Here is a 13,767-nt window from a genome sequence, read left to right on the forward strand (position 1 = left end):
TGGTCAGGCGTCGTGGGCGCGGAGGAAGGCGCCTACCACCGCCAGGAACGCGTCCGGCTCCTCAAGATGCGGCAGGTGGCTGGAGTTCGGGAAGACGTGCGAGCGTACGTCCGGGATGCGTTCGACGAACGGGGCCCATACCTCCGGCGCCGCCTCGTCGTACGCGCCGGCCACCACCAGTGTCGGTGCCGTGATGCCGGGCAGCCGGTCCACGATCGTCCAGTCGCGGAACGTGCCGGTGGCGGAGAACTCGTGCGGGCCGTTCGTGGTGTGGTAGACGGTCGGGTCGGCGGCCATCTGGGCGTACGTCGCCGCGAGCGGAGCCGGCATGGGATCGAGCCGGCACACGTGGCGCTGCTCGTAGACGCGCACCGCGGCCTGGTATTCCTCGGCGTCGAGGGTGCCGGCGGCCTCGTGGCGCTCCAGCGCGGAGAGCACGTCGGGAGGGAGGGCGGCGCGCAGCCGGTGGGCGGCCGCGCGCCACAGCTCGTTGGCGGCGGGACTGTCGCAGATGGACACCGACAGCAGGCCGTCCGGGTGCGCCAGCGCGTACTCCGCGGCGAGCATCCCGCCCCACGACTGGCCGAGCAGGTGGAAGCGGTCCGCGATGCCGAGCGTACGCACCAGGTTGGCGAGTTCCTCGACCCACAGCTCGACGGTCCAGAAGCCGGGGTCGGCGTCCGGCAGGTGGGTGCTGTTGCCGCAGCCGAGCTGGTCGTAGAGCACGACCGCGCGGCCGTCGCCGGCGAGTGCGCCCATCGGTACGCAGTAGTCGTGGCCGGCGCCCGGCCCGCCGTGCAGGATGACGACGGGCGCCCGTGGGCCGTCCCCGATGACCCGGTACCAGGTCTCGTGGCCCCGATAGGCGACGGTGGTCATGCTCTGCCTCCTTGGTGAGCTCGCCCGGCGGCGCCCGAAGGCGATGACTTACCAGCGGCGACGAGGTCCGGGGGTGGCGCGGGTCCGTGACGCCGCCGGTAAGACATCGCCGCGCCGCCGGGCGAGCTCACCTGGCGTCGGCGGAGCGGTTGCGCAGCGCCCGAGCGATCTCGTCGCGCTTCTCCAGCACCAGCCGGCCCTGGGCCGGGGGAGTGTCGTCCCGGGCCAGCCACACGTCGGCGGCCTCCAGGGTGGACGGTGCGACCACGGCGGGGAAGAGACCGGAGGTCAGCTCCTTGGCGACCAGCCCCGCGTCGTGCCGGCGCCAGATGCTGTCCAGCGCGGCGAAATAGCGCGGCACGTACGCCGTCAGCGACGAGGCGCGGTGCCAGAAGCCCTCGGCGTACGCCGCCCGGGACTGGCCGCTGAGCGGGCTGCCGCCGGTCAGCAGGGTCCAGGTGCGTTCCTTCGCGTCGGCCTGCGGGCGCAGCGCGCGGGTGGTGGCGGCGTGCAGCTCGGCGGAGGAGTTCGGGTCCCGTGCCAGCTCGGCGGCGATGTCCTCGTCGCCGGCCGCGCCGTACGGGACGAGGCCCTGCAGGATCCGCCAGCGCGCGTCCAGGTCCAGTGCCAGCCCTTCCACCTTGACGTCGCCGTCGTAGAGGGCGCGCAGCTGGCCGGCGTGGTCGGTGCCGCCGGCGGACCGGGTGAACGCGCCGAGCCAGGCGAGTTGCCGGTCGCTGGCGGGCTCGGCGGTCTCCAGCGCGGACCATGCCTTGGCGGCCAGCGCGGTCCAGCCGGGGTCCGGGTCCGCCACGTACTGGCGCAGGGCGGTGTCCACATTCGACAGCAGGGCGTGGAAGACGGTGAACTCGGTCTCCGCGTCGATGCCGGCGAGCACCAGGTCGACGTACTCGCGGGCGGGCAGCTGGCCGTCGCGGGTCATGTCCCACGCCGCGGCCCAGCACAGCGCGCGCGGCAGTGTGTCGGCGAGGTCCGGGATGCGGCCGCGCAGCACCTCCAGGGACGCGGGGTCGAAGCGCACCTTGGCGTACGTCAGGTCGTCGTCGTTGACCAGCACGAGGTCGGGCTGGGCGACGCCGACCAGCGCGGGCACCTCGGTCCGGGCCCCGGTGACGTCCACCTCGACGCGATGCACGCGGCGCAGGGGAGTCCCGCTGTACAGGCCGATGGCGAGGCGGTGCGGGCGAAGGGTGGGGTGCCCGGGCGGAGCATCCTGCGAAACCGCGAACGCGGTGAACGCGCCGGAGGAGTCCACTGTGAACGCCGGACGGACCGTGTTGACCTGGGACGTCTCCAGCCACTGGGCGGACCAGGCGCGCAGGTCCCGGCCGCTGGCCTCCTCCAGGGCCGCCAGCAGGTCGGCAAGCGACGTGTTGCCGTACTCGTGGCGGCGGAAGTAGGCGCGCAGAGCGGTCAGGAAGGCGTCCCGGCCGACGTACGCGACGAGCTGCCGGAGCACGGACGCGCCCTTGTTGTACGTGATGCCGTCGAAGTTGAGCAGGGCGGCCTGCTGGTCCGGGACGTCCGCCGAGATGGGGTGGGTGGTGGGCAGTTGGTCCTGCTCGTACGCGTACGCCTTGGTCTGCTGGGCGAACACGGTCCACGACTCGGTGAAGCTGGTGGCCTCGGCCAGCGACAGGTGGGCGGCGAACGTGGCGAACGCCTCGTTGAGCCACGTGTCGTCCCACCAGCGGGTGGTGACCAGGTTGCCGAACCACATGTGCGACAGCTCGTGCACGAGCGTCTCGGCCCGCTCGAAGCGTTCGCTGCCGGTGACCCGGGAGCGGTACACGAACTCGTCCCGGTAGACCACCACGCCGGCGTTCTCCATCCCGCCGGCGTAGAACTCGGGCGCGAAGACCTGGTCGTACTTGCCGAACGGGTACGGGTAGTCGAACGCGGAGTGGAAGAAGTCGAATCCGGCCTTGGTGACCGCGAAGAGGTCGTCCGCGTCGAGGTACTGGGCCAGCGAGGCTCGGCAGTACAGGCCCAGCTCGATCGGCCCGTCCGGACCGGCGACGGTGTCGGTGACCCGGTGGTACGGCCCGGCGACCACCGCGGTGACGTACGTCGGGATCGGCTTGGTCGGTGCGAAGTGGACGGTGTCGCCGTCCCGTGACGCGACCGGGCCGTTGGACACGACCACCCAGTCCGCCGGGGCGGTGACGTGGAACGTGAACGGCGCCTTGAGGTCGGGCTGGTCGAAGCAGGCGAACATCCGCTTGGCCTCGGCCAGGAACGTCATCGAGTACAGGTAGACGGCGCCGTCCACCGGGTCCACGAAGCGGTGCAGCCCTTCGCCGGACGTGCTGTACGCGAAGTCGCCCTCGACGACGAGCTCGTTGTGCGCGGCGAGGTCGGGCAGTTCGAGCCGGGTGCCGGTCAACGAGAGCGGCCGCCCGTTCAGCGTCGCCACCCGCGGCGCCGACGGGGCAACGTCCACAAAGGAGTGCGCGCCGGTAGTCGTACACGCGAAGGTGATGGTGGTGCGGGAGCGGAAGGTGTCCGCGGCGCTGTCCACGACGAGCGCGATGTCATAGGAAATGTCGCGCAGCAGCGCGGCGCGCTGCTGGGCCTCGGTGCGGGTCAGCCAGGTCGTCACGCGTGGGCCGCCAGCGAGAAGCGGGCCGGGGCGGGCGCCGCACCGGTCACGAGGTCCGCGACGATCCGCCCGATCGCCGGTACGAACTTGAAGCCGTGCCCGGAGAACCCGGTGGTCACGGTGACCGGCCCGACGCGGTCGAGGACGAAGTCGGAGCTGGCCGTGTTGTCGTACAGGCAGCTGATCGGTGTGGCGGTGTCCGGGTCGAGCCCGGGCAGCCACCGGCGGACGTAGTCGCGCAGCATGCGGCTGCCCTCCTCGGTCGGGGTGTAGTCGCGGCGGTCCGGGTCGACGACCGGCCCGGTGCCGTGGAAGCCCACCTTCACGCCCTCGCCGGGCGTGAGCAGCCCGTACGCGTCGTGGTCGGGGCGCCAATGGATGAAGCTCGGCCAGGTGGCGTCGCCGTCGAGGGCCTGGAAGTGCGCCGGCTCCTCCTGCGTCACGCGCAGCGGCGGCAGGTCGGCGATGCCGCGCAGCAGCCCGGGTGCCCACCCGCCGGCGGCCACCACCACGTGCCGCGCGCGCAGCATGCCTTCGGCTGTGCGCACCTCGACGTCGTCGTCGCCACGGACGGCGATGCCGGTGACCTGGCGGCCGTGCTCGATCAGCGCGCCCGTGGAGGTCGCCAGCCGCTGGAGGACCTGGATGGCCGCGTCGGCCAGCAGGCGCCCGCCGTCCGGCTGGTGCAGGACGGGGGAGTCGAAGGCCATCCCGGGCCACCGCCGGCTGGCCGAGGCGGCGTCGAGGACCGTGAACGGCACGCCGTGCGCGGTCAGGACGTCGGCCACACCGAGTGCCGCCGGGCCGTGGTCGATCCCGCCGGTGGTGGTCAGCAGCGGGGTGCCGGACTCCTCCTCCAGGTCGCGCCAGAGGCGCAGGGCGCGCTGGGCGAGCGTCACATAGTCGGGCTCGGCGTAGACCAGCCGGAAGATCCGGGTGGCGCCGTGCGAGCCGCCGCGGTCGTGCCCAGGCTCGAAGCGTTCGAGCAGGTGCACGTCGCGGCCGGCCGTGGCGAGGGCCCAGGCGGTCGCCGAGCCCATGGCGCCGCCGCCGACCACGATCACGTCCTGCATGTATCAAACGCTACAGACAGCACATCAAGACCTCAAGGTGAAATGATTGACTCGTCGGCTTCCGGGGTCCAGCCTGCGTCCATCCGTAGCTCCTCCAGCCGCCGCACCCGCTTGCGTGTCTCCTCGCCGCGCTTCTCGCTGACGCCCGCGACCAGGCTCTCCACCAGCGCCATCGCGGGCACCAGGCTGTCGAACGGGCTCGGCGCGTCGACCCGGGCCGGCAGCACCGCCTCGGCGATGTCGGCGATGGGGGACAGGAACTGGTCGGTCAGCAGCACCACCGAGGCTCCGGCCGTGGCGGCGGCGGTGGCCAGTTCGATGGTGGTGCGCTGGTAGCGGCGGAAGTCGAAGATCACGAACACGTCCCGTCGGGACGCGTCGAGCAGCGCGCCGGCCCGCGCCATGTCGCCCCCGGTCAGGCACACCACGTCGTTGCGCATGATGTGCAGGTGCGCGGCGAGGTACTCGGCGAGCACGTGGCTGAACCGCCCGCCGAGCAGCCTGATCTGGCGCCGGCTGTCGGCCAGCAGCTCGACCGCGCGCAGGAAGTCGTGCCGCGGCACGTTGTCGAACGTCTCCTTGACCGTGGTCACGAACGTCGACGAGACGTACGGCAGGAACTGCTGCCCGCCGCGGCGCGCCTCCTGCTCGTCGTACTGGGCCAGCGGCGAGCCCATCCGCTCGTGCACCTCGCGGATCAGCACGCGCTGGAAGTCGGGGTAGCCCTGGTAGCCCAGCCGGGTCACGAAGCGCAGCACCGTCGGGGTGCTGACCTTCGAGCGTTTGGCCAGGTCCGCCGCGGACTCCAGGCCCGCGGCGGGATAGGTGGCCAGGAGGGTACGCGCGACCTTGCGCTCGCCCGCGCTCAGCTCGTCCATCCGGTCCTGCACGCGCCGCTGCACGGTCACCCCCACCGTCGGGCGGGTGCCGTGCGACGCCTTGCCTGCCTCGGCCATGGGCGGAACCTTACCTTCAGTAAACTCCGATGCGGGTAGCGGCGAGGTATCCGGCCAGCATCACCTCGGCCACCCGGTCGACGGCGCCGTCGTCGGGCAGGAACGCAGGGTGATGTAGGGCCGGGCCCCGGCCGTCGCCCAGGCCGACGAAGAGCATGAGCGACGGGTACCGGGCGGCGTAGTACGCGAAGTCGTCGGCGCCGCACGAACGCAGCGAGTCAACCACCTCGTAGCCGGCCGCGGCGAGCAGGACGGACGTGGCCGCCGCGAGCCCCGGGTCGTTGTGCAGCACCGGTTCGCCGCTGATGATCTCCACGGTCGCGGTGCAGTCGTGGACCTGGGCCACCCCGGCCACCACCGTGTGCAGCCGCTCGTGCAGCGTGCGGCGGTGTGCCTCCGACATGGACCGGATGATGCCGCGCGCGGTGGCCACGCCCGGGGTCGCGTTGGCCGCCTCGCCGCCGGCGATCGCACCGACCGTGAGCACCGCCGGCACCATCGGGTCGGTGTCCCGGCTGATCAGCTGCTGCAGGCTCACCACGCACTGCGCGAGCGCCAGCACCGCGTCGCGGTTCAGATGGGGGTACGCGGCATGGCCCGCCCGCCCGTGCATGCTCACCACGAACTCGTCCGCGGCCGCGTTCACCGCCCCCGGCGTACAGGCGATCTGGCCGCCGGCCAGCACCGGCTGCACGTGCGCGCCGACCACCGCGGCGACGCCCTCCCGGTCGAGCGCGTCGGACTCGACGATGTCCCGGGCCCCGGACGGGTACGTCTCCTCCCGCGGCTGGAACACCGCGACGAGCGGGACCGCGCCGTCGACCTGGGCCACCGCCCGGGTGAGGGCGACGAGCGCGGCCAGGTGTACGTCGTGGCCGCAGGCGTGCATCGCGCCGTTGACCGAGGCCCACGCGACCCCGGTCTCCTCGACCAGCGGCAGGGCGTCGAGTTCGGCGCGTACCGCGACGGCGGGGCCCGGCCGGCCCATGCGCACCAGCGCGCCGGTCTGCGCCACCGGCTGGGCCGGGCCGGGCAGCTGCCCCAGCACCAGGTCCAGAGTGGACTGTTCGTCCGCGGCGAGGCGGGGGTCGGCGTGGATCCGGCGGCGCAGCCGGCGCGCGGCGGGCAGCTCCGCGCGGAGGGCGGCATGCAAGGCGGCGAACTCGATGTCGGGCCGCGCGTCGACACTCACCTAGGACTCCCGGAGGCGGTAGACGCGGCGGGCGTTGCCGGACCCCATCATTTCCGCCACCCTGGCCGCCTCGCCGGCCGGCCACGCCCAGGCCCGCGCCACGGCCGACATCGCCCGGCGCCACAGCAGCGCGCCGAGGTAGTGCAGCTCGGCCGGGCCCCAGGCGTCGGAGGAGTAGAGCACCTTGGCGTACGGGGCCAGCTCCAGCGCCTCGGCGAGCACGGTCGAGGCGGCCGCGCCCACGTAGTTCAGCGCCAGGCCCACGTCGAAGTGGACGTGCGGGTACGCGTGCGCCAGGTACGCCGCCTGCCGGTGGTAGGGGTAGCAGTGCAGCAGCAACACCGGCACTCCGGTCGGCTCGACCTGCTCCAGGAAGCCGGTCAGCAACAGGGGATCGGCCCGGTGCAGGCGCAGGTCCGGGTCGCCGAAACCGGTGTGCACCTGCAGCGGCAGTCTACTGTCGACGCCGGCCCAGATGACGTGCCGCAGCAGCACCGGGTCGGTCAGCCGGCCGCCGCCCGCGCGCAGCCAGTCCCCGGCCGCCGCGGTGACCTCGCGGGCGCTCGGCCGGGCCGGGTCGAAGTCCAGCCCGTGCCGGTACGCGACGACCGTCTTGAGTCCCACGGCCGTGCCGGCCCGTTCGGCGAGGCGCTCGGCGTACCGGGGGGCGAAGTCCGCGGCGGCGACGCCGGCCAGCTCCTCCGCCACCGTTTCCAGCCGGACCACCTCGTCGGCCTTTGCTCGTGCGGCGGCGGCCATCCCCGCCGGGTCGAGCAGCTCCTCGCCACGAAAGCCGGTCTCGACGAGGAAGCGCGCCACCCCGGCGCCACCGAGGAACCGCCGGTTCACCTCGGCGGCGCCCAACTCCCGGCGGCGTTCCACATAGGCCGAAGGGTCGGCGTACGGCGGCAGGTCCAGGACGGGGGCGCACCAGCGGCGTACCGCGAAGCCGAGCGAGGAGTCGAATGTGGATATCCACGCCGGCACCGGCCGGTCGGACTCGGTGATCGACGACTCGAACTCGGCGCGCGTCAGGTCCCGCCGCAGCGCCCCGTGCACGTGGTGGTCGACCAGCGGCACGGGTGGCAGGTCCTCAGTAGACATCGGCGAGTCGCTGGCAGCGGTCGGCGTCCTTGAGCCCGTCCAGCGCGGCGATCTCAGCCCGCTTGACGGACACGTACGTGGACAGCAGGGTCGGGTCGAACCAGCTCGCGGCCACCGGGTCGGCGGCGAGGGCGTCGAGCGCGTCCTCCAGACTGCCGGGCAACGGGGGAACGTCCGTCGGCTCGCCGGTATGGACGTGCGCCTCGTCGTACCCGTCGAGGATGCCCTGCAGCCCGGCGGCGACCACCGCGCCGAGGGTCAGCCACGGGTTCGCGGTGGCGTCCGCCGCGCGGTACTCCACATTGAACTGTGCCGCCGGGTCGGCGCCGGCCATCTGCACCGTCGGGCTGATCCGCAGCAGCGCCTCGCGGTTGCGCTCGCCAAGGAACGCGCCGCCGGCGCTCCACCGGTGTGGCCGCAGCCGCAGGAACGAGACCGGGCTCGCCGCGGTCACCGCCGCGACCGCCGACGCGTGCCGCAGCACCCCGGCGCAGAACCGGGCGCCCAGCGTCGACAGCCGGCCCGGCCGCGCCGGGTCGTACAGCGCCGCCCGGCCGTCCGCGTCGCGCAGCGACAGGTGCACGTGTACGCCGTTGCCGACCGCGTCCGGATCGGTCAGCGGAGCGAAGGTCGCGCTCGACCCGTGCCGGCGGGCCAGGTCGCGCACCAGTTCCCGCAGCAGCACGGCCCGGTCCGCGGCGACCAGCCCGTCCGCGGGCCGCAGGGTGATCTCGTACTGGTCGTCGCCGTACTCGGGGAGCCAGTTCTCCGGCTCCAGCCCGGCGCCTTCGAGCAGGTCCACCAGCGCGGTGCCGAACCCGCCGGCGGCGCGCAGCCGGCCGAACGTCATCGCGCTCGTGGGCGCCGCCCCGCGCAGCGTGAACTCGTGCTCGAAGGAGGCCACCACGCGCAGGCCCGTCTCCCGCTGGAGCCGTTCCAGCGTCCGGACCAGCATCGCACGCGGGCAGGCGTGCCAGGGCTCACCGTCGGTAGTGGTCTGGTTGGCCAGGTAGAGCAGGACGCCGTCCATCTCCACGCCGGTGGCCGGGTCGGGCAGCAGCCGCAGGTCGCCCACCGAGCCGAATCCGTTGGGTTCGGCGATCGGGCCGAAGCAAGTCAGCGCCAGGTTGGCGGGCACCCAGCCGGTGCCGTGGTCGAGCACGGCCTGGTGCCGGGAGTACGGGACGGACCGCCCACGGTACTGGCCGGACAGATCGCAGGTGCCGACGAATACGGTCCGTGCGGCCTGAAGCATTCTGCTCACATCTCCCGTTTCAAGTGGAACCTGAAACTATCATTTCTTCCCTTGATCCGCACGAGGCGGCTTGACAGGCCACTAGTAACTCGGTTACTACTTTGGGCGTGACAATCGCGGAGACTCTGCTCGGGCTGCTGGAGGCCGCCCCACGGCACGGCTACGACCTGCGCCGGGACTACGAGCACTCGTTCGGCGAGCGCCGGCCGATCAAGCCGGCCCAGGTGTACGCCACGCTCGGCCGGCTGAGCCGGGACGGCGCCATCCACGTCGTCTCCGTCGAGCAGGTCGGCGGGCCGGAGCGCACGACGTACGCGCTCACCCCGGACGGGGTGACCCGGCTGGAGCGGTGGTTCGCCGAGCCGGAGGGGCACACGCCGTACCTGCAGTCGGTGGTCTTCACCAAGCTGATCCTCGCGCTGCGCTCCGGCCGTCCGGCCGGCCGGGTGCTGCACGCCCAGCGGACCGCGCACGTGGCCAGCATGCGCGAGCTGATCCGGCGCAAGAGCGGCGCCGACCTGACCACCGTGCTGGCCTGCGACTTCACCATCTTCCACCTCGAAGCCGACCTGCGCTGGCTGGAGCACACCGCCGCCCGCCTCGACCGTCTCGCCTTGGAGTTAGCGTGATCGAGCCCCTGTTGTACGCCGAGGACCTGCGGCTGGCGTTCGGCCCGACCCAGGCCCTGGCCGGCGTCGACATCACGATCCAAGCCGGCGAGGTGGTGGCGCTGCTGGGCCAGTCCGGCTCCGGCAAGTCCACGCTGCTGCACTGCCTGGCCGGCATCCTGCGTCCGGACGGCGGCCAGGTCCGCTACCGTGGCGCCCGCCTCGACGCCCAGTCCGAGGAGGCGCGCAGCCGGCTGCGCCGCGACGAGTTCGGGTTCGTGTTCCAGTTCGGCTCGCTCGTGCCGGAGCTGACCGCCGCGGAGAACGTCGCGCTGCCGCTGCGGCTGGCCGGCACCAAGAAGCGGCCGGCGGAGGCCCGCGCCCGGGAGTGGTTGGCGCGGCTCGGCGTCCCCGACGTGGCAGGCAAGCGCCCCGGCGAGATGTCCGGCGGCCAGGGGCAGCGGGTCGCCGTCGCCCGCGCGCTGGTCGGCGAGCCGCGCGTCGTGTTCGCCGACGAGCCGACCGGCGCGCTGGACAGCCTCAACGGCGAGCTGGTCATGGACGAGCTGATGCGGGCCGCCCGCGCCCAGGGGCCTCCGTCGTGCTGGTCACCCACGAGGCGCGCATCGCGGCGTACGCCGATCGCGAGGTCGTCCTGCACGACGGCCGCATCATGGCGCCGGGGCCGACAGATTCCGGAGCTTGGCGCGGAGCGACGAGCCCGGAATCTGCCGGCAACCGGCGCCAAAGCGAGCGGAGCGAGCCAGCCAGCTCGGCCCCGCCGGCCGCCCTGTGATCGGGCTCGGGCTGCGGTTGACGTTCAGCGCCAACCGGGTGCGGCTGGTCATGATGGTCGGCGGGGTGGCCGTCGCGGTCGCGCTCCTGATGGGCATGACCGGCGCGCTGCCGGCCGCCGCGGAGCGCGTCGCCAAGACCGCCGGCCGGGGCGCCGACGTCGAGTCCCTGTCGGGGTCCGAGGGGGTGCGCACCCGCCTGTCGGTCGGGCTGTGGCGGGAGCGGCAGGTCCGCGTACTCCTGGTGGAGCTGGTGGGGCCGGACGTGCCGCCGCCGCCCGGCCTGCCGCGCACGCCGCGGGCCGGCGAGGTCTACGTCTCGCCCGCCCTGAGCCGGGCCCTGGCCGGCGAGCACGGCGACGAGCTGGCGCCCCGGCTGCCCGGCAGGGTGCTCGGCGAGGTGACGCGGGCCGGGCTGGTCGGCCCCGACGAGCTGTACGCGGTGGCCGGCGTCGCCGCGGGCGAGCTGGACGGGGTCGGCGCGCGGGAGGACTACGCGCCCGGGTTCGCCAAGCCGGCCAGGGGCCTGCTCGCGTCGCAGGGCGCGTTCGTCGACGGCACCGGCATGCGGAGCACCCGAAACCCGGTGGAGGCGCTGCCGATCATCCTGGGCCTGGCCGCGGTCGGCCTGATCACCCCGCTGCTGGTCCTGGTCGGCACCTCGACCCGACTCTCGGCCGCCAGCCGGGAGCGCCGTGCCAGCGCCATGCGCCTGGTCGGTGCCACGCCCCGCCAGCTGCGCCGGCTCGGTGCCGTCGAGGGCGCCGCGGTCGGCGTGCTCGGCGCCTTGGCCGGGCTCGCGGTATTCCTCCTCCTGCGAGCGCCGGCGGCCGAGATCATGCCGATCCGGGACGGCCTCTACGCCGGCGACCTCGCGCCACCCCTGCCGGTCATGCTCGCCGTCCTGCTCGGGGTGCCCGTCCTGACCGGCGCGGCCGGCGTGCTCGCACTGCGCCGCGCGGTGTCCACGCCGCTGACCGCGCGCCGCCAGGCCGGCCGGCCCGCGGCCGGCCCACTGCGGCTGGCGCCGCTCGCCCTCGGGCTGCTGGCGCTGGCCGGCGCGTACGCCGACCGGGGCGCCCTGCCGACCGGTGCCTGGCACGCGAAGGCGCTGCTCTTCGCCGGGGCGCGGCGTGCCTGGTCGGCATCGCGATCGGCGCGGCACCGCTGTCCCGGCTGGCCGGGGCGCTGCTGGCCCGCTGGGGTCCCGGCCTGTCCAGCCAGTTCGCCGGGCGCCGGCTGCTGACCGACCCGGCCGGCGCGGCCCGCACGGTCACCGGCACGGCGCTGGTGGTGGTCGTGGTCGGGTGGGTGCTCGCGTTCCTGCCGATCCTGGCGCCGGGCGGCATGGGCGGCAACAGCCACCTGGCCGGCGTCCTGCCGGACCACACGGTCATCGTGACGCTCGCCGCCGACTCCGATGCGGACGGCGCGGCCACGGCCCTGCGCGCGCTGCCCGGAGTCGCCGCGACCGCCGCGATCCGCTCGGTCACGCTGCGCCCGCCCGGCGTCGCGGCCACGCCCGACAGCACCGGCGTCGACCGGGGCGTGACGGCGGTCGTGGCCGACTGCACCCAACTCGCCGCCGTGGTGGGCGCCCTGCCCGGCTGCCGTCCGGACACCGTCTACCGGCTACCGTCCAGCACCTTCGACGCCGAGACCCTCGCCGCCGCCGGCCGGCTGCAACCGGCCGCCGAGACCGAGGAACGGTCCGACCCGGCGGCGCCGATCGTCCGCGTACCCAACACCGTGGACACCGTGGACCTGCCCGGCGGCCTGACGCAGGACGTCTCGTACGGCTTCACCATCTGGGGCGACCTGCTCGTGCCGCCCGCGCTGCTGCCCGGGTACGACGCGCCGGGCCGCTGGTTCCCGACGCTGCTGGTCAGCACCGACGGCCGGCCCGGCACGGTCGAGGCCGTCCGCACCACCCTCGGCCCGGTCGCGATGGTCCTGCCGCCGACCACGCCGGCGGAGGCGGTGGACCTGGCCCGCTCCGAATCGGACGGCTACCGGCAGGCGGCACTGATCGCCGCGCTCGCCGTCATCCTCACTGGTGGGCTGTCGCTCGCCGTCACCACCGCCGACGCGGTCCGCGAACGCCAGCGGGCGCACGCCGCGCTCACCGCCATGGGTACGCCGGCCCGACTGCTGCGCCGCAGCCTCCTGCTGCACACCGCGTTGCCGCTGCTGCTCAACGTCGGCCTCGCGCTCCTCGTCACGGCGGCCACCTCATGGCTGTACCTGCGGGTGACGACCGACCCGGCGGCCACCGGCATCCACCTGCCCTGGCCCGGCTACGCGGCCATCGCCGGCACCGCCCTGACCGCCTGCCTGCTCGCCACCGTCGCCGCGCTGCCCTTCGTCCGCGCCGCCACCCGCCCCGACGCCCTCCGCACCGAGTAACCCTCCATCCCCGCGGCCTCCTCTCCCCGCGGCCTCCTCTCCCCGCGGCCTCCTCTCCCCGCGGCCTCCTCTCCCCGCGCGCGCCGCTCCCCGCGCGCGCCGCTCCCCGCGCGCGCCGCTCCCCGCGCCGCTCCCTCCCCGCGCCGCTCCCTCCTCGTGCCGGCCTCCTGGTGCCGCTCTCGCCGTGCCGGCCTCCCCGTCGATCAAGGGCGAATGGTCGTGCTTTGATCTCCGATCCACGGCCGTTCGTCCTTGATCGACGCGAAAGTCCTTGATCGGTGAGGTGCGGGGTCGCGGGGGAGGTGGGGCGGCGCCCGTTGCGTGAGTGGGGCGCCCTCATGGCCGGGTAGTTAAGGGTTCTTGGCCGCCCAAGATTCCGCCCTGCCCCACCAAGTCGAGCGATCGAATCGATCTAGGAAGCATCGTGGGTATAAATCGGACTCGATACCCACGATTCTTCCTAGATCGACACCAGCCTGCGGTGATCATGAGGTTGGCGTCGGGGAGAGCGTTTGCTCTGACGCTAACCTCATGATCACCGCAGCTATCGGGCTACCGTCCGAGTGGTCAGGGAACGGCGCGGCCACCGGCGAGGCATCTTGCGCTGTGCCGGGTTCCCCAACCATCCGGCCTTGCGGGCGCCCTGGTTGGGTGTTGTGGCGTGAGGAGGGGCGCCCTGTTCACGCCGGGGCGGGTATAGGGGCGCCCTCCTCACGTCCGGGCCGCCAACAGGGGACCCCTTTTGGGGGCTCCCGTCGCGCGTGTCGTGCCCAGCAGCCCCGCCACAGCCCGCCCGCGTCGATCAAGGACTTTCGCGTCGATCAAGGGCAAACGGCCGTGGATCGGAGATCAAAGCACGACCATTCGCCCTTGATCG

The 13,767-nt window shown here is 73.7% G+C and carries 10 protein-coding genes and 1 pseudogene; 4 read left to right on the plus strand and 7 right to left on the minus strand.

The window, feature by feature from the left end:
• Positions 1–3 precede the first annotated feature (3 nt).
• From Prum_RS39990 to Prum_RS40020, 7 genes are all read right to left on the minus strand, one after another.
• A complete protein-coding gene (locus Prum_RS39990; RefSeq protein ID WP_173082154.1) occupies positions 4–879 on the minus strand; it encodes a proline iminopeptidase-family hydrolase in 876 nt (291 codons plus the stop codon).
• 127 nt (positions 880–1,006) lie between these two features.
• Positions 1,007–3,502: an aminopeptidase N gene (gene pepN / locus Prum_RS39995; RefSeq protein WP_173082156.1), complete on the minus strand. Its 2,496-nt coding sequence runs from the start codon at positions 3,500–3,502 to the stop codon at positions 1,007–1,009.
• On the minus strand, positions 3,499–4,575 hold the full coding sequence (gene solA, locus Prum_RS40000) for an N-methyl-L-tryptophan oxidase (RefSeq protein ID WP_173082157.1): 1,077 nt from the start codon (positions 4,573–4,575) through the stop codon (positions 3,499–3,501). Before solA ends, pepN begins: the two co-directional genes overlap by 4 nt.
• 32 nt (positions 4,576–4,607) lie before the next feature.
• Positions 4,608–5,531 (minus strand): MurR/RpiR family transcriptional regulator, encoded by a 924-nt coding sequence (locus Prum_RS40005; protein WP_173082158.1) that lies wholly within the window; start codon positions 5,529–5,531, stop codon positions 4,608–4,610.
• 16 nt (positions 5,532–5,547) lie between these two features.
• Positions 5,548–6,723: a M20 metallopeptidase family protein gene (locus tag Prum_RS40010; protein ID WP_218577585.1), complete on the minus strand. Its 1,176-nt coding sequence runs from the start codon at positions 6,721–6,723 to the stop codon at positions 5,548–5,550.
• The gene (locus Prum_RS40015) at positions 6,724–7,827 is read right to left on the minus strand and encodes an amidohydrolase family protein (RefSeq protein ID WP_173082159.1); all 1,104 of its coding nucleotides are present in this window, start codon (positions 7,825–7,827) and stop codon (positions 6,724–6,726) included. It lies immediately after the preceding gene.
• On the minus strand, positions 7,817–9,082 hold the full coding sequence (locus Prum_RS40020) for a type I glutamate--ammonia ligase (RefSeq protein WP_173084702.1): 1,266 nt from the start codon (positions 9,080–9,082) through the stop codon (positions 7,817–7,819). The genes Prum_RS40015 and Prum_RS40020 overlap by 11 nt, the downstream gene beginning before the upstream one ends.
• Before the next feature lie 107 nt (positions 9,083–9,189).
• Here Prum_RS40020 and Prum_RS40025 point away from each other — a divergent pair, with 107 nt between their 5' ends.
• The 4 genes and pseudogenes from Prum_RS40025 (at position 9,190) to Prum_RS55950 (ending at position 12,890) form a co-directional block, all read left to right on the plus strand.
• Positions 9,190–9,711, plus strand: coding sequence for a PadR family transcriptional regulator (locus Prum_RS40025; protein WP_173082160.1), 522 nt, complete (start codon positions 9,190–9,192; stop codon positions 9,709–9,711).
• A pseudogene (locus Prum_RS40030) lies at positions 9,711–10,486 on the plus strand (ABC transporter ATP-binding protein). Before Prum_RS40025 ends, Prum_RS40030 begins: the two are co-directional and overlap by 1 nt.
• Positions 10,483–11,730: an FtsX-like permease family protein gene (locus Prum_RS40035; protein ID WP_173082161.1), complete on the plus strand. Its 1,248-nt coding sequence runs from the start codon at positions 10,483–10,485 to the stop codon at positions 11,728–11,730. The pseudogene Prum_RS40030 and the gene Prum_RS40035 overlap by 4 nt, the downstream one beginning before the upstream one ends.
• 701 nt (positions 11,731–12,431) lie before the next feature.
• The gene (locus tag Prum_RS55950; RefSeq protein WP_503826948.1) at positions 12,432–12,890 is read left to right on the plus strand and encodes an FtsX-like permease family protein; all 459 of its coding nucleotides are present in this window, start codon (positions 12,432–12,434) and stop codon (positions 12,888–12,890) included.
• Positions 12,891–13,767: the final 877 nt, after the last annotated feature.

Source organism: Phytohabitans rumicis, from assembly GCF_011764445.1.
Classification (GTDB): Bacteria; Actinomycetota; Actinomycetes; order Mycobacteriales; family Micromonosporaceae; genus Phytohabitans; species Phytohabitans rumicis.

What these genes read in the sequence shown, in the direction of transcription:
- Prum_RS39990 (WP_173082154.1), bottom strand. Translation starts at nt 879, where the DNA reads ATGACCACCGTCGCCTATCGGGGCCACGAGACCTGGTACCGGGTCATC.
- solA (WP_173082157.1), bottom strand. Translation starts at nt 4,575, where the DNA reads ATGCAGGACGTGATCGTGGTCGGCGGCGGCGCCATGGGCTCGGCGACC.
- Prum_RS40005 (WP_173082158.1), bottom strand. Translation starts at nt 5,531, where the DNA reads ATGGCCGAGGCAGGCAAGGCGTCGCACGGCACCCGCCCGACGGTGGGG.
- Prum_RS40015 (WP_173082159.1), bottom strand. Translation starts at nt 7,827, where the DNA reads ATGTCTACTGAGGACCTGCCACCCGTGCCGCTGGTCGACCACCACGTG.
- Prum_RS40020 (WP_173084702.1), bottom strand. Translation starts at nt 9,082, where the DNA reads ATGCTTCAGGCCGCACGGACCGTATTCGTCGGCACCTGCGATCTGTCC.
- Prum_RS55950 (WP_503826948.1), top strand. Translation starts at nt 12,432, where the DNA reads ATGGTCCTGCCGCCGACCACGCCGGCGGAGGCGGTGGACCTGGCCCGC.